Source organism: Variovorax sp. LG9.2, assembly GCF_035018885.1.
GTDB lineage: Bacteria > Pseudomonadota > Gammaproteobacteria > Burkholderiales > Burkholderiaceae_C > Variovorax.
Genome location: NZ_JASJXB010000020.1, coordinates 39,160 through 61,228, shown reverse-complemented (window position 1 = coordinate 61,228; position 22,069 = coordinate 39,160). Strand labels below are relative to the sequence as shown.

Sequence of the window (22,069 nt, the reverse complement as noted above, 5' to 3'; positions counted from 1 at the left end):
TCCAGGCGTTCGGCGAGTCCCGCTAGAGCTGGAACGCAATGGTCAGCAGCAAGCCTTCGGCTATGTCGCGCACGATGCCCGGCGAGCGCGCCCGATAGCGCTCGCCGGCCGACGCGGTGGTTTCGATCCACTCGGCCAGCCATTCGATTTCGGGCTCGCCGTAGAACACCACGGCGGCCTCGTGGTTGAGCAGCAGGCTGCGCAGGTCGAGGTTGATGGAACCGCACATCGCCAGCGTGTCGTCGACCACCACGGCTTTGGCGTGCGCCATGAAGGGGAGCATCCGGAAGGTGACGCCGGCACGGGCAAGGTCGCGCATGGCGCGGGTGCGGACGAAATCGGCCAGCCGGTGATTCGAATGCTGGGGTATCGCGAGCGTCACTTGCACGCCGCGGCGCGCCGCCAGCCGCAAGGCGTCGCGCAGACCGTCGCCGGGCACGAAGTACGGCGTGATCGCGAGGATGCGGTGCTCGGCGCGAAAGCAGGCGTCGAGCAGCAGCGACTGCGCCGTGTCTTCGGTCTGGTCCGGGCCGCTGGGGAGAAACTGGGCCAGCGTGCCACCCTGGGGCAGCGCGGCGTCGGGACCGATGGAACGGGGCTTGCGGCCGCGCACCGAGGCCCAGTCGTGATCGAACTGGCGTGCTGCCGCAGCGGCCACTTCACCGCGCAAATCGAACGAGAGATCGCGCCACGCGACCGGGTGTGCCTCGTTGCCGTTGAAGTATTCGCCGGCCAGGTTGCGGCCGCCCGACCAGAGCCAACTGTCGTCGGCTATCGTGAGCTTGCGGTGGTTGCGCAGGTTGCGCGGCCCGTCGCGGCGCAGGCTGAAGATCGGCCGGAACACCGCCACTTCGCCGCCGGCCTCGCGCAACGTGTCGAAGTAGCGGCGCGGCAAGCTCAGCGCGCCGAAGCCGTCGAGCAACACGCGCACTTTCAGGCCCTGTCGCGAGCGGCGCGCGAGCCGCTCGATCACGTCGCGGCCGAATGCGTCATCGCCGATGATGAATGTGCAGATGTCGAGGCGTTCGCGTGCGCCTTCGATCACCTCGAACAGCGCGTCGCGAGCGTGCTGTCCATCGGCGTGCATGCGGATTTCGCAGCGGCTCGGCGCGGCGAGGCCGAAGCTTTCGATAAGTTCGGCCGCCCAGTGGCCCGGTGGTGCTATGCGGGGCGGTCGTGGCGAGCCGCCCGGTCGCAGCTTGCGGCGGCCGAACATCAGGTACATCGGTAGCACCAGGTACGGCACCAGCGCGAGCCCCATGACCCAGGCGATGGCCGTGGACGGTGCGCGCTGCTCGCGCCGCAGCCGCGTGGTGAGCACGTAGGCCAGTACGGCCAGCGCACCGAACAAAAAATGCTGGGCGGGCGACGGCAGCCAGGCGACCAGCGCGTGCAGCATCAGGCGTCGCTGCGAGGCTGTTGCGGACGGTGCGGCACCGTTTCGTGCAGGAGGTGTTGCAAATGCAGCGGGACGCCGCGGTTTTGCGACGCCAGGAATTGCATCATCGGCGCGATGACCTCCACAACCGCAGGGCGCCGCCCAACGCGTTCACGCCACGCTATGAGGCGTGGCGCCTCCGTGGTCATCAATGCACCCTTGCGCTCCGCATAGGTCTGCGCGACGTAGAAAGCGATGTCGGCATACGAGTAGCCGCCCGCGAGATAGTCCTTCCCGGCGAGCAGCGCTTCGAGGTACTCGTAGAACGCAGCGCAACCCGCACAAGCGGCCTGTGCCGCGGCGCTCTGCATGTCGTCCTGCAAGCCGAAGAGCTTGATGACATGCGGGAAGAACACCTCGTCGGACTTCAGTTCGAGCTGGCGCGTGTGGGCACGCGCCGCGATGCCCGACTGCCACAGCGCGGGCTCCGGCTTCAGGTCTTCGAGGTATTCGAACAACTGGGTCGAGTCGAACAGTTCGAGCGGGCCATCGCTGACCGACGTGTCGATCAGCACCGGCACCTGATTCTTCGGATTGATGCGCGCGACCTCAGGATGCAGAGGCAGGTAGCGGTCGTCACGATCGAACGGGACCATGACCAGTTCGAACGCGATGCCCTTCTCGAGCGCCGCGATCTGCACCTTGGCGCCGAACATGCTGAGCGGACCCGAGAAGAGCGTCAGCACGTCAGCTTCCCCAGACTTCCTGCGCTGTTTCAATCACCAGGCGCAGCTTGGCGCGCTGCGCTTCGACCGCAATGTTGTTGCCGTGCACGGTGCTCGAAAAACCGCATTGCGGCGACAGTGCGAGTTGCTCCATCGGCGCGTACTTGGCGGCTTCGTCGATCCGGCGCTTGAGTTCGTCCTTGTCTTCCATCTGGCCGAACTTGGTGGTCACCAGCCCGAGCACCACGGTCTTGCCCTTGGGCAGGTAGCGCAGGGGCTTGAAGTCGCCGGAGCGCGCGTCGTCGTACTCCATGAAGTAGGCGTCGAGGTCCATCTCTTTGAGGAGTGCCTCGGCTACCGGCTCGTAGTTGCCGGCGGCCGCGTGGGTGCTCTTGAAGTTGCCGCGGCACAGGTGCATGGCGAGCAGCATGCCGGGCGGCTTCTGTGCGACCACCTTGTTGATGAAGGTAGCGTAGCGATGCGGCAGTTCATTGGGATCGTCGCCGCGGCGGCGGGCGGCTTCGCGCATGTGCTCGTCGCACAGGTAGGCGAGGTTGGTGTCGTCCATCTGCACGTAGTTGCAGCCGGCAGCGGACAGGGAGCGCAGCTCGTCGCCGTAGGCCTTGGCCACGTCGTCGTAGAACGCGGGGTCGAGTTCCGGATACGCCTCTTTGCTGATGCCGGCGCGGCCACCGCGAAAGTGCAGCATGGTGGGCGAGGGGATGGTGACCTTGGGAGTGCGGCCGGCCGCGACCTGCGACTTCAGGTACTCGAAGTCGGCGAGCTGGATGTTCTGCTTGTGGGTGACTTTGTCGATCACGCGCATCACAGGCGGCGCGAGCTCTTCGGTGCCGTCGGGCCGGCGAATGGTCACCGGAATATCGGTCTTGACGCCGCCGAGTTGCTCCAGAAAATCGATGTGGAAGTACGTGCGGCGGAACTCGCCGTCGGTGATGCTCTTCAGGCCGACGTCTTCCTGGAACTTGACGATCTCGGTGATCGCCTTGTCTTCGACTTCGCGCAGTTGCTGCGGCGTGATGGTGCCTTTGGCTTTTTGCTCGCGTGCATCGAGCAGGTACTTGGGGCGAAGAAAGCTGCCGACGTGGTCGTAGTGGGCGGGCAAATGGGCGTGTTCGGTCATGGTGTCTCCATCGAATCTGCGAGAAGGATCTACAAAGGAAGGAAGGATCGTATCGGAGCCCGTATCGAATGGCGCAGGCAAGGCTGCCGGGAATGCTAGATTCCGGCGTCGCGGTGAATTTAATCGAACATTTGTTCGCACAACGAACACTGCAGTATTTACCATGAGGGTCTGCGCCCGTCGAGTGCCGACAATCAGAGGTTCACGTTTTTGTTATCCCCGTCCGAGGACACACTCATGCATCGTCGCTTCTTTGCCAAGACCGCCGGCCTGACCGCGCTGGCCCTGGCCCTTCCGCTGGCCGCTCATGCGCAGGACAACAAGTTCAAGATCGGCCTGATCCTGCCGATGACGGGCCAGTCGGCCTCGACCGGCCGCCAGATCGAAGCGGCCGCCAAGCTCTACATGGCGCAGAACGGCGACACCGTCGCCGGCAAGAAGATCGAACTGATCGTCAAGGACGACACCGGCCTGCCCGATGTGACCAAGCGCCTCGCGCAGGAGCTGGTCGTCAACGACAAGGTCAACGTGCTCGCAGGCTTCGGCCTGACACCGCTGGCGCTGGCCGTCGCGCCGATCTCCACGCAGTCCAAGACGCCGCAGGTGGTCATGGCGGCGGCTACGTCGAGCATCACCGAGGCGTCGCCGTACATCGTGCGCACCAGTTTCACGTTGCCACAGGTGTCGTTGCCGATGGGTGACTGGGCCCCCAAGAATGGCATCAAGTCCGTTGTCACGCTGGTGGCCGACTATGGCCCGGGCAACGACGCAGAAAAGTATTTCACCGAGCGCTTCCAGCTGAACGGCGGCAAGGTCATCGAGAAGCTGCGCGTGCCGCTGCGCAACCCCGACTTCGCGCCATTCCTGCAGAAGGTGCGCGACGACAAGCCCGATGCGCTGTTCGTCTTCGTGCCGTCGGGCGCCGGCGCTGCGGTCATGAAACAGTTCCTTGAACGCGGCATGGACAAGGCCGGCATCCGCCTGATCGCGACCGGCGACGTGACCGACGACGACCAGCTGAACGACATGGGCGATGGCGCACTCGGCGTGGTCACCTCGCACCACTACTCGGCGGCGCACCCGTCGGCCGCCAACAAGAAGTTCGTCGAGGCTTTCAAGAAGGCCAACCCGAGCATGCGGCCCAACTTCATGGCGGTCGGTGGTTACGACGGCATGCGCGTGATTTACGAGGCGCTCAAGACCACCAAGGGCCAGGGCGGCAGCGATGCCTTGCTGGCGGCGATGAAGGGCCAGGTCTTCGAGAGCCCGCGCGGCGAAGTGCTGATCGACGCGCAAACGCGCGACATCGTGCAGGACGTGTATTTGCGCAAGGTCGAGAAGAAGGACGGGCAGCTTTACAACGTCGAGTTCGATGTGATCAAGGCTGTGAAAGACCCGGGCAAAGCCAAAAAGTGATGTCCAGCGGGCCGGGGGGCGAGCTTTGCTGACTATTCTTTTTGACGGCGTCGCCTACGGCATGCTGCTGTTCGTGCTCGCTGTCGGGCTCGCCGTCACGCTGGGGTTGATGAACTTCATCAACCTGGCGCACGGCGCTTTCGCGATGGCGGGCGGCTACCTCACCGTGTTCGCGATGCAGAAGCTCGGCATTCCGTTCTTGTGGTGCCTGCCGCTGGCCTTCGTCGTCGTCGGTGCCGCGGGTGCGTTGCTGGAACGCACCCTGTACCGGCCGATGTACGGCAAGTCGCATCTGGACCAGGTGCTGTTTTCGATCGGCCTGGCTTTCATGGCGGTAGCGGCGGTCGACTACTTCGTCGGATCGTCCCAGCAAAACATCCAGTTGCCCGAGTGGCTGCGCGGTCGCACCGAGATCGGCGATGGCGCACTGATGCTCGGCATGGGCCACTACCGACTCTTCATCATCAGCGTGTGCGCAGTACTGACGGTCGTGCTGCAGCTCATCCTTTCGAAGACGCGCTTCGGCAGTCGGTTGCGTGCCGCGGTGGACGATCCGCGCGTGGCGGCGGGGCTCGGCATCAACGTCAACATCGTCTTCCTGCTGACCTTCGCGGTCGGCTCGGGGCTGGCCGGCCTGGGCGGTGCTCTGGGTGCGGAAATCCTTGGGCTCGATCCGACGTTTCCGCTCAAGTACATGATCTACTTTTTGATCGTGGTGTCGGTCGGTGGCACGTCTTCGATCACCGGGCCGCTTGCTGCTGCACTGCTGCTTGGCATTGCCGATGTGGCCGGCAAATACTTCATTCCCAAGATGGGCGCCTTTACCGTCTACCTGCTGATGATTTTGATCTTGATGTGGCGGCCGCAGGGCCTCTTCACGCGCAAGGGAGGCCGTTGATGAACGGCGATGTCGCGCGCCTCGCTCTGCTGAATAAGGCACGTTGGCGGCCATGGGAATTCGTGGTGTGGATCGTCGCGTTCGCGCTGCCGTGGCTGGTGCCGTCGCATGCGCTGCTGGTCAACGAGATCGCCATCGTGGCGCTGTTCGCGATGTCGCTCGACCTGATCCTCGGCTATGCCGGCATCGTGTCGCTGGGTCATGCGGCGTTCTTCGGTTTCGGTGCCTATGCGGCGGCGTTGTTCGCCAAGCTCGTGATGCCGGACCCGACCGTCGGTCTGTTCGTCGCGATCGTGCTGTCGGCGGCGCTGGGCACGATCGCCAGCGTCACCATCCTGCGTGGCAGCGACCTCACGCGGCTGATGGTCACGCTCGGCACTGCATTGCTTTTGCTGGAGCTGGCCAACAAGCTCGATTGGCTGACCGGCGGCGCCGATGGCTTGCAAGGCGTGGTGATGGCGCCGGTGCTCGGGTTTTTCGAGTTCGACCTCTTCGGTCGCACCGCGGCCACCTATTCGCTCGTCGTGATGCTGGTGCTTTTTCTGCTGATGCGCCGGCTCGTGCACTCGCCCTTCGGCGCGACGCTGAAGGCGATTCGTGACAACCGGCTGCGTGCCATGGCCATCGGTATTCCGGTGGCGGCGCGGCTGGTCACGATCTACACGGTCGCCGCAGGCGTGGCGGGCGCGGCGGGCGCGCTGCTCGCGCAAACCACCGGCTTCGCCTCGCTCGACGTGCTGGCCTTCGACCGCTCGGCCGACGTGCTTCTGATGCTGGTGATCGGCGGCGTGGGCTGGCTTTACGGCGGCGTGGCTGGCGCCATCGTTTTCAAGCTGTTGCAGAACTGGCTGTCTGCGGTGACGCCGCAGTACTGGATGTTCTGGATCGGCTTGATCCTGGTCATCTTGGTGCTGGTCGGGCGCGAGCGCTTGTTCAAGCCATCGACCTTGTTCAAACGCGCATGAATGCCGAAGTGACCGACACCGCTGTCACCGAAACCGTTCTCGCCGCCACCGGCCTGGTGATGCGTTTCGGCGGCATCACCGCGACCAACAATGTCTCGCTCACGCTCAAGCGCGGTGCGCGTCACGCGCTCATCGGCCCCAACGGCGCAGGCAAGACGACGCTCATCAACATCCTGACCGGCGTGCTGACGCCGACCGAAGGGCGCATCGAATTGCTGGGCCAGGACATCACCCGACTGCCGCCGCATCTGCGCGTCGCACGCGGCATGGTGCGCACGTTTCAGATCAACCAACTCTTCGATTCGATGACGCCGCTGGAAACGCTGGCGCTGGTCGTGTCGCAGCAGCAAGGCGGTGCGGCGCAGTGGTGGAAACCGCTGGGCGCATCGAAGGCGGTGGTCGAACGTGCTGCGCAATTGCTCGACCAATTTCGTCTTGCAGAAGTTGCGTCGCAACAAGTGAAGCACCTGGCGTATGGCAAGCGACGTCTCCTCGAAATCGCCATTGCGCTGGCGTGCGAGCCGCGCGTGCTGTTGCTCGACGAGCCGGTGGCCGGCGTGCCGGCGGGGGAGCGTGAGGAGTTGCTGCAGACTGTCGCCGCCTTGCCGGCCGATGTGTCGGTGCTGCTGATCGAGCACGACATGGACCTAGTCTTCAGCTTCGCCGATCGCATGACGGTGCTGGTCAACGGCACGCTGTTGACCGAGGGCGACCCCGACACCATCGCCAACGATCCGAAGGTCAAAGAGGTGTACCTCGGCCATGGAGCTGTTGGGACGGGCGGCTCCGACAACTTGGCAGGAGCGGCGCATGTCTGAGTTGCTCCGCATCGAGAACCTGAGCGCTGGTTACGGCGAGGCCGTGGTGCTTACCGGTATTTCGCTGACCCTCGGCGAAGGGCAGACGCTGGCACTGCTGGGCCGCAACGGCACGGGAAAGACCACGCTGATCAACACGCTGGCCGGCGCGACGCGGCAGCATGGCGGAAGCATCACGCTGGGCGCCGGCGCGTCTGCGGTTGCGCTGCACAAGCTCGCGCCGCACCAGCGCGCTGCTGCGGGCATAGGCTGGGTGCCGCAGGAGCGCAACATCTTCAAGTCGCTCACGGTGCATGAGAACCTCACAGCCGTGGAGCGCACCGGCAAGTGGAACGCGCAGCGTGTCTACGAGATGTTCCCGCGGCTGGCAGAGCGCAAGGGCAACCTGGGCACGCAGTTGTCGGGCGGCGAGCAGCAGATGCTGGCGGTCGGCCGTGCGCTGGTGGTCAACCCCAAGCTGCTGCTGCTCGACGAGCCGTTGGAAGGGTTGGCGCCGATCATCGTGGAAGAGTTGCTGCGCGCCATCCGCCGCATTACGCAAGACGAGGGGCTGTCGGCGATCATCGTCGAGCAGCATCCGCAGGCGATCCTCGCGATCTCCGACGAAGCCGTGGTGCTCGACCAAGGGACCGTGGTGCATGCCGACACTGCAGCAGCCTTGCGGGTGCAGCCCGAGGTGCTGGAGCGGTTGCTCGGCGTCGCGCGTTGAACCTCGCATAGACCCTCGCATACAACAGCGCGCTGCGCAGGTATTCCAGCAACGCGTTTAAGGGTGTCGGCGTCTTAGGGCCGAACTGGTCCGGCCGGCCGAAGCCCTGCTTGACGACCAGCCCTAACGTTTGCCCAACGCCTGCACGCAAGCAAAAACCATGACCCGCTCGCAAATCGATTGTTCAATCGGCTTGCGCGCATCACGAGGGGTTCGCATAGCCTGCCGGTTCGGTCAGCAATCCGTCAGAGACTGTTCAGCTGGAAAGTTGTTCCAGAGTCTTTCCGGACTCGATGGCTTCTTTCAGCCACTTGGGACGCGGGCCCATGCCACTCCACTCCCGTCCTGCGTCGTCTTTGTAGCGCGGCCTGGACGTCGATTTCGCCTTCGCCGCTGCGTTTTTCCGCTTGGTTTGCTTTGCTTTCTTTATTGTCTTTGGAAGCAGGGCGTTTGCGGCCGTCGTTGTCGCCGTTCCGGCGAAGTCTTCGAGTGCTTTTCCAGCCGTCAGTGCTTCGCGAAGCCAACGCGGACGCGGTCCGCGACCACTCCAGACGTTGCCATTGCCATCGGCGAACTTGGGAGATTGCGATGCCGAAGACTTGGCCTTGGAAGCCACCGTCACGCTCGGCGCAGTGCTGGATTCGAAGCCAAGTTGCGCAGCCGTGATTCCATAGTGCGCTATCGCTTCCTTGATGCGCTCGATGACTCCAATAGCCTCGCGTTGGAGTAGTTTCTGTGCTCGCTGCTGCAACAACTCGATCTGCTTTTGCACTTGCTCGTATGTCTGCGCCATAAGTAATTCCAGGGACTGTGAAGGACTCGACTTTACTCCTCGCGAGTGTGCGGTCGAAATGAAGGACTCTGTGCCGATACCCAATCGGCATTCCAGCCGCATGCAAAGTGGCAGTGATCCGATCTTCAAACGCAGCAAAAGCCGCGTTGTCATGGGATCGCAGTGCTTCAGCGACTGCAGGCGGTTGGCATATATGAGTGTCTCGTGGCGCTCGATTAACTATGCGCACCGATTGGGTTCAATCCCACATAGCCGCTGTCCAATCCTTTCATGCCGCTTGTCGGTACAGTGGATGACTCGACGGACACGCCGGGGCGAACACTGCCATCGCGGCTGAAAACTGACGGATGCGCCGCGACATGTTTCTGGTGAAGCGTGACGGCCGCTGGCTCATCGCAGGCGCGCAGAACACGTCGGTCGACGAAGTGGCGGGGAAGTTCGATCCGATCGCGAAATGAAAAAAGCCTGCTATTGATTAAATAGCAGGCTTTTCAATACCACGGGATGTTTGGTGGTGGGCCCTGAGTGACTCGAACACTCGACCTACGGATTAAGAGTCCGCTGCTCTACCAACTGAGCTAAGAGCCCCTGAATCGACATCGCTGTCATCAGGCAATCCTTCGATTATAGCCCAGCAAAAACAGGCCGCGCTAGGATGCGTTTTTGTCGCCGGCTTGAGGGAAACACCATGATCGAAGCAAACACGCCACAAAACGTCGTATTGACCGGCGCCGCGGGTGCCTTGGGCGGCACGGTCGCGCAGTACTTTCTGGATGCGGGCGCGCGTGTCGCGCTGCTGGACCATAGCGCCGAACACCTGAGCAGCACGTATCCTGGCCTGGACAACTCGCGGCATCTGCTGATCGCGGCAGACGTTACGTCGGCGTCTGCAGTCGCCGGCGCGGCGAAGCAAGTGCTGGCGGCGTTCACGCACGTCGACACCGTCGTGCACATCGCAGGCGGCTTCGCGATGGGCGAAGAGACACATGCACTGACGCGTGCGGCGTGGGATCGCATGATGGATCTCAACGCGTGGTCGTTCGTCGCGGTGGCCCAGGCTTTCGTCCCTTCGATGATCGAGCGCAAAGCGGGCAGCGTGATCGCAGTGACGGCGAAGACAGCCGGGCGCGGCCTCGCGGGAATGTCGGCATACATCGCCTCCAAAAGCGCGCTGCAGCGGTTGGTCGAGTCGATGGCTGCCGAGCTCTCGTTGCACGGCATTAATGTGAATAGCGTGGCACCCAGCGTGCTCGACACACCGGCCAACCGGCAGGCGATGCCGGATGCAAATCCCGATAAATGGGTGTCGACTGCGGTCGCGGCAAAGACAATTGGCTTTCTTGCTTCGTCCGCTGCCGCTGCTATTCATGGGCAGCATTTGACGTTGGATGCATAGAGCGAAACATCACTCACCGTCGCAGGATCTCGCGGAGTAATGCTTTCGGATGACTGGTTCAAAACAGGGTCCGGCACAAGTTCACGTACGGCTTGGGTTTGTGATCCAGTTAACCTTTGACGATCATTGAGTTTCTCGGCGCGGTGCGCCACGCACCAGAATCCCGATCTACAAAAAGACGCAGGGATGCAGGTCATGTTCGAAATTGTTTTCTTGAGGGAGCGGGGCGAGCGCAGGGTGTGCTGCCGCGCGCTGCGGCGCACCCGCAGTGCGTGCCTTGGCGGGAGCTTCTGAATGGCGATCTCTCGACGAGCGCTTTTCGGCAAACTCGACATCACACTGTTTCGGGCCATTGAGTCGGCCACTGCATTCGCCAAGCTGCGCGGCAATCCTTATGTCGAGCTGACGCACTGGCTGCACCAGCTTTGGCAGTTGAACGACAGCGACTTGCATCGCATCTGCCGCCACTATCAGGTCGACTCGCAGGCCATTGAAAAAGACCTTGCGTCGGCCCTTGCCGCTTTGCCTGCCGGGGCGACGTCTCTCAGCGACTTCTCCAACCATATCCACGGCAGGCAGCCTTCTGGCCAGCGCCAAGGAAGCGATCCGGCTATTTGCGTACAACGCCGGCATGCGATTGGTCGCGGCAAATGCCGACATCGATATTCGTGCTCTGAAGAACAGCATCAATCTTCTGGCCAAGCTCGACATTACCCACACCGCTAACAAGATCACGATTACAGCCAAGCAAGAGGTGGAGATCAACGGGGGCACAAGTTACAGCCGGTGGAACAGCACGGGCATCGTGCACGGGACCAAAGGCGCCTGGATCGAGCATGCCAGCCTGCACAGCATGATCGGTCCCGACAGTCTTCCAGTGCCGGACATCAAATTCCCCGAGCCTAAATACACGTCCGTCTGCAAAGAGTGTCTGCTCAAAGCGTTGGCCGCAGGTGCGCCATTCGGGGTACGTTGATGCAACGACGATACCTTCAAGACCCGCTGCTGGGTGAAACATTGCAACAAGTCAAGGTTTGGCACGGGCAACTCGGACAACGGTTTCGCGGCGATGACAGCGTATGGACGATCGTCGACGGCGCTCTTTTGGGCTTGGAGGGCGCGCGACTACTGCAGGACGCGTACGGCACCCCGCTGCGCGCTTTCGACGACACAGCGCTTAGTGCATACGAAGAGTTTGGCCTTTTGATCTGGCCCTGGGTTGCTATGGACGCCCACGATGGGCTGGAATCGATGCGCACCGTCATGGCCGACCGACCGGGAGTGAGCTTTGTACGTATCGCGGCCGGACGCACCGGTGCGTTGGGTGGCGTCTTGGCCTGGCTGGCCGGCGCCACCACCGCTGACGATTTGCCGCTTTATATGCGAGTCGGAGACACCCGCGTGCTCAGCAGCTTTTTGCGCCACATGCACTGGGCCCAGCGGGCGCAACTGCAAGCCACCGTGCGCGAATGGGTCTGGCCTGACCGCGAAGGACGCGCGCAGAGCATGGTGATCGAGTCAGAGTCATCGCTTTCAGGGCCGGAGTCGGATCTTGTACTCGACGACGCGCAGTACGCGGCCATGCTCGACGACGCGGCGGCTGACATCTTGCACGCTGCCCTGCGTCCCATTGAATCTTTCTGGAGTGACAGCCGCACCGGCGCACAACTGCACGTGTGGCTGCAGCGCGTGTTGCAACGGACGGCGGCGCTCGGCATCACGCGACAACAAGACCAGTTGGCCTTCACGTCGCTAGCGCTGCGCGTGGCTGGGGAGTTTGAAGCGACACCTGAGTTGGGTGAAACCTGGTTGCGGGTGCGCAGTGGCGCTGCGCGTTTGCCCGACGAGGTTGAGCAATGGAGTGCCTCCCAATGGGCCGCAGTTGAGCGTTTCTGGCATGCATGAAGTCCCATCCAATTTAGTCCGCTGGCTGGCGCTGGCCTGTGCCTTGTTCATGGGCCTGGCGCTGACGGGCTGCAACCCGCCCGCACCACGCGTGGCGCCGGCCATGGCCGTGGGCATCACGGGCTACAACTTCACCAACGAGGGGGTGCAGGAGTTTTACGTGAACGGCAATTACGCCTCCAATCTCCCCCCGTACGGCGGTGGTGGCGGAGTTTCATGCTGCGTCTCGCTGCCCGGGCAGTGGACACCGGGGCTGACTGTGAAGGTGGACTGGACGATGGGCCACTGGACCACGCTTTATGAAACTCGCAAGCATTTGACGATCGCAGAGCAAATCAAATGTTGTTCCATCGAGCGCACCCTGAGCAAAACCGTCCCCGTCGAGCGCTACGGCGAAGAGAGCGGAAACGTGCAGGTGTTCTTCCTGCCCAACGACGAAATCAAGGTGTGGGTATACGACGCAGGGCCACAGAACCCGAACCATCCGTCGCATATGGGCTACCCAAAGAATCCCGCCAAGGCCGAGTAGCCGCCTCTGCGAACCCACCCGATCCACCGACCACACACAAACAAAGACATCCCCCATGGCCGTCGAACCCCTTCCCGCCGCGCAGAGCGCAGACCGCGCATTCAGTTGCCTGGACCAGATGAAGCGCATCAAGGCTGCGCCGCATACCGACGACTACAAGGGCAAGAAGCTCCCTTGCGCCACAGTCATTCACCTGCCCAAGGCACCATGAATTCGATCAACACCATTGCCCGCTGGCTGACCGTGTGCTGCGCATTGGCTTTGAGCTTGGCACTGGCCGGTTGCGAGCCGCCGGCACCACGCGTGGCCAAGGAGATGTCCGTGGGTATCACGGGCTACAACTTCACCGCCGAAGGGGTGCAGGCGTACTACGTGAACGACATTCGCGGTTCCAACCTGCCGCCTTACGGTGGCGGTGGCGGGACCTCTTGCTGCGTCACGCTGCCCGGGCAGTGGACACCGGGGCTGACTGTGAAGGTGGACTGGACGATGGGCGACTGGAAAGTGCCATATGCACAGATTGCACATTTGTCCACGAAAGAGCAAATGACCTGTTGCTGGATCGAACGCACTCTGAGCAAAACCGTCCCGGTCGAGCGTTACGGCGAGGGCGGAGATGTGCAGGTGTTCTTCCTGCCCAACGACGAAATCAAGGTGTGGGTGAGCAACTTGGGGCTGGGTCACGAAAGACATCCCTCCGGCATGGCGTACCCGAAGAACCCCGCCGGCGCCGAATAGCTTCACCTGCCACTTCAGCCGAATCAACCGACAAACAAAGACATCCCCCATGGCCGTCGAACCCCTTCCCGCCGCGCAAAGCGCAGACCGCGCCTTCAGTTGCCTGGACCAGATGAAGCGCATCAAGGCTGCGCCGCATACCGACGACTACAAAGGCAAGAAGCTTCCATGCTCGACCGTGATCCATGTGGGCATCTTCTTCGACGGTACCAACAACAACATGGAGCGCTACAAGACCGAGGTACTCACGAAGACCAACGATCCGTCCAAATGCAGCCATAGCAACGTGGTGGTGTTGCACGATGCGTTCAAAAACGCCCCCAACGACGGGTATTACCGCTTCTACATCCCCGGCGTCGGCACGCCCTTCGATGAGGAGATCGACGCGCTGCCGGCCGACTTGCCAGAGGCTTCGATGCCGCGCAAACGAATCTTGCCGTCGCCCAAGAAGCTGAACTTGCGCAGCCTGTAGGTCGCTACTTCTTCAGTCCGGTTGCGGGACTCTTGAGGCTGTCCAAGGAGGGCGTCTCCGGCATCTTCGGCACGCTCTGCGTGACACTGTCGATCTGCTGCTTCGCGCCCTCGATCGGGTTCTGATCCAGTCCCTTCATTGATTCATTCGCGTACTGGACGGGTTGCGTTCCGGATTATTCGTCGGTCATCAAAATCGCATTGGATTGCAGTGCAATCTTCAGCTTCGCCTTGTTGGCAGGAATCACCGCGCGATACCAGCTCGACTCGGGCGCCACTTCCATCTTGTGGACCACACGCCAGACCGATGTCGGCAGTTCGCGATAGCCGGCGAAGATGGCGATGGCCGTCGTCTCGGGATTCGACTTGCGCTGAATTTTTCGAGTCTCACCCGGACGCATGATGAACTGGTCGACGGCCAGCAAATCAGTGCCGAGCACGGCTTTGTCGGAGTTCTGCAGCGCGAAGAAGTCGGCCTCCTGAAAGGCGATGTCGGACTTGAGTTCATAGATCCGCAGCAGCATCGGCGCGCCGCGGCCTTTGGTGTCAGTGTTGAGGTCGCGGTCGGCCTCGATCGAGATATCGAGCTTGGCCTGCTCCTTTTGCGCCGGCTGGCTGTTGCCGCTCAACAGGCCACACGCGCTGAGCGCTAAGGGCAAAACGACCATCACGGTCATAGGCAAAACGCGCAAGGCTTTGCGCCTTGTTGCAAAGGTGTTCGACATGGACCCTCCCAGGTGCTGTGTTTTTCTGTCGCTATCGAGCGTGAATTACAACACCGGCCGCAATGGAGACCTCTGCAGCCGCCATCACTTTCGCCTCTCTAGCGAGAAGTAGTGCTGCATGGCTCAGGCCCTCACTCCCTCACCGCTTCATCATCTCCCGCGCCGACACCGGTTCCGCATCGTTGCCCCATGATCCGCGCACGTAAGTCAGCACCGCCGAAATGTCGCTGTCGTCCAGCACATGACCGAACGCAGGCATGCCGTAAGGCCGCGGATTGCCGGCCGTGGAAGGCAAGAAGCCGCCGTGCCGCACCATCTGGATAAGGTTCATCGGCGAGCGCATATTGACGGCGCGATTGCCTGCCAACGGCGGGTAGGCGTCTTGCGCACCCTGGCCGACGTCGCCGTGGCAGTAGGCGCAACGTTGATCGAAGATTCTGTTGCCACGCTCCATCACGCCGACGTCGCGCCGACTGACTTTCGTTGCTGACGGTTTGGCACTATCGGCCATTTCTCGATCGTCAGCGGCAGCGACCGCAGGCAATGCCTTCAGATAAGTTGCCATCGCTGTCAGGTCGGCTTCGCTCAGATGCTGCGTGCTCTGGTAAACCACTTCCGCCATCGGTCCCAGCACCGATCCATGCGGCGACGTTCCAGTTTGCAGCAGCGCGACGATGTCGGCGGTCGGCCAGTCAGCCAGCCCCGCTTCTTGCGGGTCGGCTAGCGACGGCGCATACCAGTTCTCGACCGGTATCAGCCCGCCCGACAGGCCACGCTTTTCCTCGGTGGCGCCGAGCACGTTGCGCGTGCCATGGCAGGCGATGCAGTGGCCCAGCCCATCGACCAGGTATGCGCCGCGGTTCCATTCGGCGGGCTGTCGTGTGTCTGCGACGAAGGTGCCGGGCGTGAAAGACAAGGCACGCCACACGACGAGCGCAGCCTGGGTGTTGTACGGAAAGCGCAATGCATGCGGCACGTTGCGCACCGACACCGCGGGCACGCTTCGCAGGTAGGCATAGATGGCGTCGGAGTCTTCGCGCGTTACCTTGGTGAAATTCGGATACGGAAATGCGGGATACAACAGCCTGCCATTGCGGGAGCGGCCGTTGTGCATGGCGCCCCAGAAATGCGCCGCGCTCCAGTTGCCCAGACCATGAGCGTTGTCGGATGTGAGGTTGCTCGAATAGATGGTGCCAAAGGGAGTGTCGATGGCCAGGCCGCCCGCGTATGCCGCGCCGCCGCGCGTGGTGTGGCAGCCAGCACAGTTGCCGGCGAGTGCGAGATAGCGGCCTCGCTCGACCTGGCCTGCCGTGGCGACGAAGACTGGAGTTGCGTCGTCCGCAACGCGCTCGGGGCCTAACAGCCTCATTCCGATCAGCGCCGCGCCGATCAGCGATGCCAGCGCCGTAGTCACCAGCAGGGCGAACACGATGCGACGCAGCATCGAACGGGGCGGATCGTCTTTTTCGTTGTCGTTGCTCATGGCGTCATCCCGCTGCAAGCCATCGGTGCCGGGCCGGGCAACGACGCTGCGGGCCGGGCATCGACCGGCACCGGCTGCAATGCAAGCCAGCCAGCCACTGCGTTGATGTCGCTACTCGTCAGCTTGCTGCCCACCTGCGCCATGCAGTCCGGCGCGAGCGCATGGCGCTCGCCGGTCAGCCACGAACCGAGTTGCGACGACAGGTACAAGCGCGGTAGCCCGACCAGTCCGGGGATGGCTGGCAGCACGCCGGTGAGGGCGGTGCCATGGCATGCCGCGCATGCAGGGATGCCACGACTCCGATCGCCGTCGACGACCAGCGCCTTGCCGCGCCGCAGCATCTCGGGCGTAACGTCACTCGTCGTCGCGACGGGCGGATAGGGCAGATCGAGGCCGGCGAAGTATTCGGCAATCTCGAGCAGATACGGATCGGACAGATGTTGAACCATGTAGGCCATGTCGGAGTTGAAGCGGCGACCGTCGCGAAAGCTGCGGAGCTGGTTGAAGAGGTAGCCGGCCGGCTTGCCCGAAAGGCGCGGAAAAAAGGCCGTGTTGCCGGTGGCGCCTTCGCGACCATGGCAGGCGATGCAGGCGGCGGCACGTTGCTCGATGGTGTCAGGAACGCGACCGGGCGGTGCGGCAAGGGCCATGTCCGAGAAGGTAACTGAGGCGATAGAGGCAATCATGGCGCTCAAGGTGGGCAGGACCCACCCGACCTTGCGGATACGGACTACGAATGTCATCGAACGATTGTGGCGCCGGCAGCGGTGGCAGCCGATACATTCCTGCTATGCGTAAACATCTCTCATCGACACAGGGCCCGCAACGTCTGCTGTATGGAGGCGTCGTCGGCTTGGTCGTCGGAACCCTGGCGTGGCCTCTCGATGGCCTCCCGCGAGGGCTCGTGGGCTGGTGCAGCGGCGTTTTGGTTTACCTGATGCTGGCTTTTTGGCTGGCCGAAACGTGCGACGCCGAGCACACGCGTGCCCGTGCTCAGTCGCTCGACCAGCCGACCGCGTTGATCCTGACCGCCATGCTTGCAGCGGCGCTGGTCAGCGTCGGGGTCATCGTGATGTTGCTCAAGCAGGTCAAGGGCCTGAGCGATGTCGAGCGGGCCGCGCATGTCGTGCTGGGCGTGGTGTCGCTGGCGCTTTCCTGGCTGATGATCCACACCATCTATGCCTTCCACTATGCGCACCGCTACTACCAGGAAGAAAAGAACAACAAGATCGCCGGTGCCGGCCTTGACTTTCCGGGCAAGCTCGACCCGAACTACTTCGACTTCATGTACTTCTCTTATGTCGTAGGCATGACCTCGCAGGTGTCGGACGTGCAGGTCACGTCACGCGAGATGCGACACATCACGACGGTGCACAGCCTCCTTTCGTTCGCCTTCAACATGCTGGTGCTCGCGCTCTCCATCAACGTCGTGGCCAGCGCGATTTAAAGCGCCGCCGCCGGCCGCCGCAGCTTGACGATGCCGGTGGACAGTGCCACGCCGCAAACGATCACGGCAGCGCAAATAAGCATCCATTGCGTGATGCGCTCGTCGAGGAAAACGGTGCCGTAGAGCACTGCGAACACCGGCACCAGAAAGGTCACCGTGAGCGCGCGGGCCGGGCCGGCGTGTTCGATCAGACGAAAAAACAGGATGTACGCGAGCCCCGTGCAGGCGACGCCCAACGCGATCAGCGCAAGCCACGCGCGGCTGCTGGGCATCTGCGCGGGCCAGAGCCACAGCGCCGGCAACGCGAGCACGATCGTGGCGCCGATCTGGCTGCCGGTGGCAGTCGCCAAAGGCGGAATGCCTCCGAGAAAACGACGCGAGGCGCTTGCCGAAATGCCGTAGCTCATGCACGCACCCAGGCAAGCCAGCACGGCCCACATGGCATCGTGGCCGTCGGCGCTGGAATGCAGCCCGGCGCTGCGACTCGCCAACATTGCGACGCCCGCGAAGCCGATCATGAGGCCCACGATGCGTGAGCCATCGGGCCGGTCCTTGAACCATGCCCACGCCACCAGCGCGCCGAACATCGGCACCGTCGCGTTAAGCACGGCAGCAAGCCCGGTGTTGATGGTGAGCAGCGCAAAGCAGAAGAGCGCGAACGGAATGCCCGAGTTGAAAACACCGATCAGCATCGTCGCTTTCCAGTGGCGCGCCAGCGTCGGTCCGTGGCCTCTCACCAGCAACAGCGGCAGCAGAAACAGTGCTGCGATACCCACGCGCACGGCGGCCGCAGGCAAGGCCCCGAACTCCGGCGCGGCGATGCGCATGAACAGAAACGACGCTCCCCAGAGCGCACCGAGCAACACCAGATCGATCAGCCAGCGGCGCGGGTTTGGTTCGACCGCTGCGCCCGCGACGCCCACGGCGCCCTTTACCGCACCACTCACAAGGCGCCTTCGAGTTCGAGCAGCGCTGTCTTGCGTTCGAGCCCGCCGGCATAGCCCGTGAGCGAACCGTCTTTGCCGACCACGCGATGGCACGGCACGATCACGCTGATCGGATTGCGCCCCACGGCTGCGCCCACTGCGCGCACGGCGGCCGGCTTGCCGAGACCGGCACTCAGCGCGCCGTAGCTGGTCGTCGCGCCCGAAGGAATCGCGAGCAGCGCCTGCCATACGCTCTGCTGGAACGCCGTGCCGTGCGACAGGTCGAGCGGCAGGTCGAAGCGCTGCCGCTTGCCATCGAAGTAGTCGCGCAGTTGCGCGGCTGCTTCGCGCAGCACCGGATGCGCGTCGTTCGACTGCCAGCCCGCGGTGTCGGGCGAGTGCTTTTGATGATCGAACCATGCCCCCGCCAAACCCTCGTCGGTGGCGGCCAGCGTGACGCCGCCGAGGCGGCTGTCGATGTGCGTCGTGTAGATCGTTGCGTTCTTGAATTTCATGGTGTCTCAGGCGATGGTGCCTGTCCTCGTCCTTGGTTCTTGTATTGCCTTGGCTGTAGCGGATGTAGCCGATGTCCTGATGCCCGGCGCTGCGCTTGCAGGCAGCGTGTGCCAGGCGCGCAGCACGGCGTAGCCGCGCCATGGCCGCCAGGCTTGGGATGCCTCCGCTGCAGCGCGCGCGGTCGTCACGCCGAGCGCCTTTTGCAGCGCGACGTCGCCAGCCGGAAACGCGTCGGGCCACCGCAATGCGCGCATCGCGATGTACTGCGCCGTCCAGTCGCCAATGCCGGGCAAAGCCTGCAAGGCGACGAGCGTCGACGGCACATCGGCGCCCGCGTGCAGTGCCAGCCGGCCTTCGATGACTTCGCGCGCCAGGGCCTGCAAGGCGCCCTGGCGTTGCCGCACGATGCCGAGCTGGCCCAGCGCATCGCCGCTCGCTGCGGCGATCGCAGCCGGTGTCGGAAAGAGCCGGTCGAGCCCGTCGATCGGTGTGGCGATCGGTTCGCCGAAAGCCTCGACCAGCCGCGAGCCGATCGTTCGTGCCGCGGCCACTGTGATCTGCTGCCCGAGCACCGCGCGCACCGCCAACTCGAAGCCGTCGGCCGTGCCCGGCACACGCAAGCCGTCGCCATCCGGAAACCTCTCATGCAGCGCTGCGTTAATGGCGATCGGATCGGCATCGAGATCGAACATCGCACGCACCCGGGAGATGACGATCGGCAGCACCGGCGCGAGCGAATCGCCGACCGACAGCATCAACTGCTCGCGCTCGGTGTCGAAGCGGAGCTGCAGCCAGCCGACGTGAATGCGCATGCCTTGCTGCACGCGCACTGTCCTTGCAAAGCGCATGCCATGGCCGCTGCCCGCCACCGCCTCGACACCGCGCAACGCATGGCGCTCGAAGAAACCGATCATCGCCGCGGTGTCGTACGGCGGCCGGTAGCCGAGCCGCACTTCGATCGGCTGGCCTTCGCGGGCCTCGGCGTTGCCGCCGGCACGCCGCAAGGCGCTCGGGTTCAGGCCGTAGTGCGCGACGAAAGCATCGTTGAAGCGGCGTACGCTGGCGAAGCCGCTGGCCAGCGCCACCTGTGTCATCGGCAGGCGCGTATCGGCGATGAGTTGCTTGGCAGCCAGCAAGCGCCGCGTCTGCAGATACTGCAACGGCGACACGCCGAACTGCGTCTCGAAGATGCGCCGCAAGTGGCGGTCGCTTACACCCAGCTTCGCAGCGATCTGTGCTGCGCCGGGGCCGCTGTCATCGTCACCGTGCGACCACGCATCCGGCTCGTCGATGAGGCGCGCTGCCTGCAACGCGAGGATGCGCGACGCATCTTCGGTCGACCAGCTGGCGGCGCGCGGCGCCAGTTCTGGCCGGCAGCGCAGACAGGGGCGAAACCCTTCGGCCTCGGCTTGCGCGGCATGGCGAAAGAAGCGGCAGTTTTCGCGCCGCGGGGTGCGCACCCGGCAGACTGGCCGGCAATAGATTCCGGTGGAGGTCACTGCGGTAAAAAACGAGCCATCGAAGCGTGCGTCGTGCGTCTTCATGGCGAGGTAGCAGGCGTCGTTCTCCAGCGGCGCGACGTTGGCTGGTGACGGTGGGGCGGTGAGGTTCGACATGGCGCAATCTTAGGACGATGGCGCCGCACAATCAGCCATTTCCGGACATCTGGCCGCAAGGCCTTGTGCCTACAATCTGTTCATGCAAATCAACGCTTCGATCTTCAAGGCCTACGATATTCGTGGCGTGGTTCCTGTCACCCTCGACACCCATGTGGCCGAGGCACTCGGCAAGGCCTTCGGCAGTGCGGCACGCGCTGCCGGCGAAACGACGGTGGCGGTCGGCCGCGACGGTCGTTTGTCGGGGCCTACGCTTGCCGCTGCACTCATCCGCGGTCTGGTGGCGACGGGCATCGAAGTCATCGACGTCGGTGCCGTCACCACCCCGATGCTTTACTTCGCGGCGCACACGCTGTGCCGCAGCGGCATTCAGGTCACGGGCAGCCACAACCCGAAGGACTACAACGGCTTCAAGATGGTGATGGCCGGCCGCGCGATCTACGGCGACGAGATCCAGGGCCTGCGCAAGACCATCGAGGCCGATAGCGCCACGCTCGCGCCGGGTGGCACCGTTCGCACGGTCGACGTGACCGAGGCCTACACGCAGCGCATCGTCGGCGACATCAAACTGGCGCGGCCGATGAAGATCGTGGTCGATTCGGGCAACGGCATCGCGGGTGCTTCGGCCCCCGCCATTTTCCGCGCGCTCGGCTGCGAGGTGACCGAGCTGTTCAGCGAGGTCGACGGCAACTTTCCCAATCACCACCCGGACCCGAGCAAGCTAGAAAACCTGAACGACCTGATGGCCGCACTCAAGGCGGGCGATGCCGAGCTGGGCCTCGCGTTCGACGGCGACGGGGACCGCCTGGGCATCGTCACCAAAGACGGCACCAACATTTTTCCCGACCGCCAGATGATGCTGTTCGCCCAAGACGTGCTTTCGCGCGTGCCGGGTGGCACCATCATCTACGACGTCAAGTGTTCGCAACAGCTGGCCCCGGCCATCGAAGCGGCCGGCGGCGTGCCGATGATCTACAAGACCGGCCATTCGCTGATCAAGGCGAAGATGAAGGAAATCGATTCACCGCTGGGTGGCGAGATGAGCGGCCACATCTTCTTCAAGGAGCGCTGGTTTGGTTTCGACGACGGCACCTACGCCGGCTGTCGTCTGCTCGAAATCTTGAGCAAGAGTCCTGACGCCAACGCGGTGTTGATGGCGCTTCCGACCAGCTTTTCCACGCCCGAGCTCAACGTTCAGTGCGCCGAAGGCGAGCCGCATCTCTTGGTTGCGCAGCTCGTCAAGACGGCGACCTTCGATGCGCCGGCGAGCGTGTCGACGATCGACGGTTTGCGCGTGGACTGGCCCGATGGCTTTGGCCTCATCCGCGCGTCGAACACCACGCCGGTGCTGGTCATGCGCTTCGAAGGCCATACCGACGCCGCGCTGCATCGCATCCAGGATCAGATGATGGCGCTGCTGCAGACGGTCAAGCCCGACGCCACGCTGGCCGAGGCATCGCACTGAGCGCGCAGA

General features: G+C 63.4%; 25 protein-coding genes, 1 tRNA gene and 1 pseudogene. 15 read left to right on the top strand and 12 right to left on the bottom strand.

Features of this window, described 5'->3' with window-relative positions:
* Positions 1-22: 22 nt before the first annotated feature.
* From QN413_RS18945 to QN413_RS18935, 3 genes are read right to left on the bottom strand one after another with little or no spacing between them, the layout of a single operon-like run.
* Complete coding sequence (locus QN413_RS18945; RefSeq protein WP_323498121.1) at positions 23-1,399, bottom strand: phospholipase D-like domain-containing protein; 1,377 nt, start codon at positions 1,397-1,399, stop codon at positions 23-25.
* The gene (locus tag QN413_RS18940; RefSeq protein WP_323498144.1) at positions 1,399-2,121 is read right to left on the bottom strand and encodes a glutathione S-transferase family protein; all 723 of its coding nucleotides are present in this window, start codon (positions 2,119-2,121) and stop codon (positions 1,399-1,401) included. Before QN413_RS18940 ends, QN413_RS18945 begins: the two co-directional genes overlap by 1 nt.
* Before the next feature lie 4 nt (positions 2,122-2,125).
* Entirely contained in the window at positions 2,126-3,244 is a 1,119-nt protein-coding gene (locus tag QN413_RS18935) for a 5-methyltetrahydropteroyltriglutamate--homocysteine S-methyltransferase (RefSeq protein ID WP_323498120.1), read from the bottom strand.
* A gap of 237 nt (positions 3,245-3,481) precedes the next feature.
* On the opposite strand from QN413_RS18935, the gene QN413_RS18930 reads away from it, so the two are divergent.
* From QN413_RS18930 to QN413_RS18910, 5 genes are read left to right on the top strand one after another with little or no spacing between them, the layout of a single operon-like run.
* Positions 3,482-4,660 carry an ABC transporter substrate-binding protein gene (locus tag QN413_RS18930; protein ID WP_323498119.1) on the top strand — a complete coding sequence of 393 codons (1,179 nt, stop codon included), beginning with the start codon at positions 3,482-3,484 and terminating at the stop codon, positions 4,658-4,660.
* Positions 4,661-4,685: 25 nt separating this feature from the next.
* On the top strand, positions 4,686-5,558 hold the full coding sequence (locus tag QN413_RS18925; protein WP_323498118.1) for a branched-chain amino acid ABC transporter permease: 873 nt from the start codon (positions 4,686-4,688) through the stop codon (positions 5,556-5,558).
* The gene (locus tag QN413_RS18920) at positions 5,558-6,523 is read left to right on the top strand and encodes a branched-chain amino acid ABC transporter permease (protein ID WP_323498117.1); all 966 of its coding nucleotides are present in this window, start codon (positions 5,558-5,560) and stop codon (positions 6,521-6,523) included. Before QN413_RS18925 ends, QN413_RS18920 begins: the two co-directional genes overlap by 1 nt.
* Positions 6,520-7,341, top strand: coding sequence for an ABC transporter ATP-binding protein (locus QN413_RS18915; RefSeq protein WP_323498116.1), 822 nt, complete (start codon positions 6,520-6,522; stop codon positions 7,339-7,341). The genes QN413_RS18920 and QN413_RS18915 overlap by 4 nt, the downstream gene beginning before the upstream one ends.
* Entirely contained in the window at positions 7,334-8,050 is a 717-nt protein-coding gene (locus QN413_RS18910) for an ABC transporter ATP-binding protein (protein WP_187051151.1), read from the top strand. The genes QN413_RS18915 and QN413_RS18910 overlap by 8 nt, the downstream gene beginning before the upstream one ends.
* A gap of 256 nt (positions 8,051-8,306) precedes the next feature.
* Here the strand turns inward: QN413_RS18910 and QN413_RS18905 are convergent, their stop codons facing one another.
* Both QN413_RS18905 and QN413_RS18900 read right to left on the bottom strand, forming a co-directional pair.
* Positions 8,307-8,996: an H-NS family nucleoid-associated regulatory protein gene (locus QN413_RS18905; RefSeq protein ID WP_323498115.1), complete on the bottom strand. Its 690-nt coding sequence runs from the start codon at positions 8,994-8,996 to the stop codon at positions 8,307-8,309.
* A 359-nt stretch (positions 8,997-9,355) separates the two neighbouring features.
* Positions 9,356-9,431: transfer RNA gene (locus tag QN413_RS18900), tRNA-Lys, on the bottom strand.
* Positions 9,432-9,531: 100 nt separating this feature from the next.
* Between QN413_RS18900 and QN413_RS18895 the strand changes: the two genes are divergently transcribed.
* The 8 genes and pseudogenes from QN413_RS18895 to QN413_RS18860 all read left to right on the top strand — a co-directional run bounded on the left by QN413_RS18895 (position 9,532) and on the right by QN413_RS18860 (position 13,883).
* A complete protein-coding gene (locus QN413_RS18895) occupies positions 9,532-10,239 on the top strand; it encodes an SDR family NAD(P)-dependent oxidoreductase (RefSeq protein WP_323498114.1) in 708 nt (235 codons plus the stop codon).
* 294 nt (positions 10,240-10,533) lie between these two features.
* Positions 10,534-10,806 (top strand): annotated as a pseudogene (locus QN413_RS18890) (type VI secretion system ATPase TssH); the annotation flags it as partial.
* A complete protein-coding gene (locus QN413_RS18885) occupies positions 10,730-11,215 on the top strand; it encodes a DUF2345 domain-containing protein (protein ID WP_416352210.1) in 486 nt (161 codons plus the stop codon). The pseudogene QN413_RS18890 and the gene QN413_RS18885, both read left to right, overlap by 77 nt.
* Positions 11,215-12,144 carry a hypothetical protein gene (locus QN413_RS18880; RefSeq protein ID WP_323498113.1) on the top strand — a complete coding sequence of 310 codons (930 nt, stop codon included), beginning with the start codon at positions 11,215-11,217 and terminating at the stop codon, positions 12,142-12,144. Before QN413_RS18885 ends, QN413_RS18880 begins: the two co-directional genes overlap by 1 nt.
* Entirely contained in the window at positions 12,137-12,673 is a 537-nt protein-coding gene (locus tag QN413_RS18875; protein ID WP_323498112.1) for a DUF3304 domain-containing protein, read from the top strand. The genes QN413_RS18880 and QN413_RS18875 overlap by 8 nt, the downstream gene beginning before the upstream one ends.
* 55 nt (positions 12,674-12,728) lie before the next feature.
* Complete coding sequence (locus QN413_RS18870) at positions 12,729-12,884, top strand: hypothetical protein (RefSeq protein ID WP_323498110.1); 156 nt, start codon at positions 12,729-12,731, stop codon at positions 12,882-12,884.
* A complete protein-coding gene (locus QN413_RS18865) occupies positions 12,881-13,411 on the top strand; it encodes a DUF3304 domain-containing protein (protein WP_323498108.1) in 531 nt (176 codons plus the stop codon). Before QN413_RS18870 ends, QN413_RS18865 begins: the two co-directional genes overlap by 4 nt.
* Positions 13,412-13,460: 49 nt before the next feature.
* A complete protein-coding gene (locus tag QN413_RS18860; protein ID WP_323498107.1) occupies positions 13,461-13,883 on the top strand; it encodes a hypothetical protein in 423 nt (140 codons plus the stop codon).
* Between the two features lie 4 nt (positions 13,884-13,887).
* Here the strand turns inward: QN413_RS18860 and QN413_RS18855 are convergent, their stop codons facing one another.
* The 4 genes from QN413_RS18855 to QN413_RS18840 all read right to left on the bottom strand — a co-directional run bounded on the left by QN413_RS18855 (position 13,888) and on the right by QN413_RS18840 (position 16,776).
* Positions 13,888-14,022 carry a hypothetical protein gene (locus QN413_RS18855; RefSeq protein ID WP_323498106.1) on the bottom strand — a complete coding sequence of 45 codons (135 nt, stop codon included), beginning with the start codon at positions 14,020-14,022 and terminating at the stop codon, positions 13,888-13,890.
* A gap of 36 nt (positions 14,023-14,058) precedes the next feature.
* Positions 14,059-14,574 (bottom strand): type VI secretion system lipoprotein TssJ, encoded by a 516-nt coding sequence (tssJ, locus tag QN413_RS18850; protein WP_323498105.1) that lies wholly within the window; start codon positions 14,572-14,574, stop codon positions 14,059-14,061.
* Positions 14,575-14,746: 172 nt separating this feature from the next.
* The gene (locus QN413_RS18845) at positions 14,747-16,090 is read right to left on the bottom strand and encodes a c-type cytochrome (protein ID WP_323498104.1); all 1,344 of its coding nucleotides are present in this window, start codon (positions 16,088-16,090) and stop codon (positions 14,747-14,749) included.
* The gene (locus QN413_RS18840; RefSeq protein WP_261802266.1) at positions 16,087-16,776 is read right to left on the bottom strand and encodes a c-type cytochrome; all 690 of its coding nucleotides are present in this window, start codon (positions 16,774-16,776) and stop codon (positions 16,087-16,089) included. The genes QN413_RS18845 and QN413_RS18840 overlap by 4 nt, the downstream gene beginning before the upstream one ends.
* Positions 16,777-16,880: 104 nt before the next feature.
* Between QN413_RS18840 and QN413_RS18835 the strand changes: the two genes are divergently transcribed.
* Positions 16,881-17,537 carry a DUF1345 domain-containing protein gene (locus QN413_RS18835; RefSeq protein WP_323498102.1) on the top strand — a complete coding sequence of 219 codons (657 nt, stop codon included), beginning with the start codon at positions 16,881-16,883 and terminating at the stop codon, positions 17,535-17,537.
* Here QN413_RS18835 and QN413_RS18830 read toward each other — a convergent pair.
* The 3 genes from QN413_RS18830 to QN413_RS18820 are packed head-to-tail and all read right to left on the bottom strand — an operon-like array spanning position 17,534 to position 20,595.
* Positions 17,534-18,484 (bottom strand): DMT family transporter, encoded by a 951-nt coding sequence (locus tag QN413_RS18830; RefSeq protein WP_416352209.1) that lies wholly within the window; start codon positions 18,482-18,484, stop codon positions 17,534-17,536. The two genes, QN413_RS18835 and QN413_RS18830, sit on opposite strands and share 4 nt — an antisense overlap.
* A complete protein-coding gene (locus QN413_RS18825) occupies positions 18,481-18,978 on the bottom strand; it encodes a methylated-DNA--[protein]-cysteine S-methyltransferase (RefSeq protein WP_323498101.1) in 498 nt (165 codons plus the stop codon). The genes QN413_RS18830 and QN413_RS18825 overlap by 4 nt, the downstream gene beginning before the upstream one ends.
* A 6-nt stretch (positions 18,979-18,984) precedes the next feature.
* Complete coding sequence (locus tag QN413_RS18820) at positions 18,985-20,595, bottom strand: DNA-3-methyladenine glycosylase 2 family protein (protein ID WP_323498100.1); 1,611 nt, start codon at positions 20,593-20,595, stop codon at positions 18,985-18,987.
* An 82-nt stretch (positions 20,596-20,677) separates the two neighbouring features.
* Here QN413_RS18820 and QN413_RS18815 point away from each other — a divergent pair, with 82 nt between their 5' ends.
* On the top strand, positions 20,678-22,060 hold the full coding sequence (locus QN413_RS18815) for a phosphomannomutase/phosphoglucomutase (RefSeq protein WP_323498099.1): 1,383 nt from the start codon (positions 20,678-20,680) through the stop codon (positions 22,058-22,060).
* The last annotated feature ends 9 nt before the right edge of the window (positions 22,061-22,069 follow it).

Coding starts and splice junctions, on each gene's coding strand:
- QN413_RS18875 (WP_323498112.1), top strand. CDS start 12,137: ATGCATGAAGTCCCATCCAATTTAGTCCGCTGGCTGGCGCTGGCCTGT.
- QN413_RS18870 (WP_323498110.1), top strand. CDS start 12,729: ATGGCCGTCGAACCCCTTCCCGCCGCGCAGAGCGCAGACCGCGCATTC.
- QN413_RS18840 (WP_261802266.1), bottom strand. CDS start 16,776: ATGATTGCCTCTATCGCCTCAGTTACCTTCTCGGACATGGCCCTTGCC.
- QN413_RS18865 (WP_323498108.1), top strand. CDS start 12,881: ATGAATTCGATCAACACCATTGCCCGCTGGCTGACCGTGTGCTGCGCA.
- QN413_RS18910 (WP_187051151.1), top strand. CDS start 7,334: ATGTCTGAGTTGCTCCGCATCGAGAACCTGAGCGCTGGTTACGGCGAG.
- QN413_RS18895 (WP_323498114.1), top strand. CDS start 9,532: ATGATCGAAGCAAACACGCCACAAAACGTCGTATTGACCGGCGCCGCG.
- QN413_RS18855 (WP_323498106.1), bottom strand. CDS start 14,022: ATGAAGGGACTGGATCAGAACCCGATCGAGGGCGCGAAGCAGCAGATC.
- QN413_RS18820 (WP_323498100.1), bottom strand. CDS start 20,595: ATGTCGAACCTCACCGCCCCACCGTCACCAGCCAACGTCGCGCCGCTG.
- QN413_RS18835 (WP_323498102.1), top strand. CDS start 16,881: ATGCGTAAACATCTCTCATCGACACAGGGCCCGCAACGTCTGCTGTAT.
- QN413_RS18915 (WP_323498116.1), top strand. CDS start 6,520: ATGAATGCCGAAGTGACCGACACCGCTGTCACCGAAACCGTTCTCGCC.
- QN413_RS18930 (WP_323498119.1), top strand. CDS start 3,482: ATGCATCGTCGCTTCTTTGCCAAGACCGCCGGCCTGACCGCGCTGGCC.
- QN413_RS18845 (WP_323498104.1), bottom strand. CDS start 16,090: ATGAGCAACGACAACGAAAAAGACGATCCGCCCCGTTCGATGCTGCGT.
- QN413_RS18905 (WP_323498115.1), bottom strand. CDS start 8,996: ATGACAACGCGGCTTTTGCTGCGTTTGAAGATCGGATCACTGCCACTT.
- QN413_RS18920 (WP_323498117.1), top strand. CDS start 5,558: ATGAACGGCGATGTCGCGCGCCTCGCTCTGCTGAATAAGGCACGTTGG.
- QN413_RS18825 (WP_323498101.1), bottom strand. CDS start 18,978: ATGAAATTCAAGAACGCAACGATCTACACGACGCACATCGACAGCCGC.
- QN413_RS18815 (WP_323498099.1), top strand. CDS start 20,678: ATGCAAATCAACGCTTCGATCTTCAAGGCCTACGATATTCGTGGCGTG.
- QN413_RS18935 (WP_323498120.1), bottom strand. CDS start 3,244: ATGACCGAACACGCCCATTTGCCCGCCCACTACGACCACGTCGGCAGC.
- QN413_RS18945 (WP_323498121.1), bottom strand. CDS start 1,399: ATGCTGCACGCGCTGGTCGCCTGGCTGCCGTCGCCCGCCCAGCATTTT.
- QN413_RS18860 (WP_323498107.1), top strand. CDS start 13,461: ATGGCCGTCGAACCCCTTCCCGCCGCGCAAAGCGCAGACCGCGCCTTC.
- QN413_RS18880 (WP_323498113.1), top strand. CDS start 11,215: ATGCAACGACGATACCTTCAAGACCCGCTGCTGGGTGAAACATTGCAA.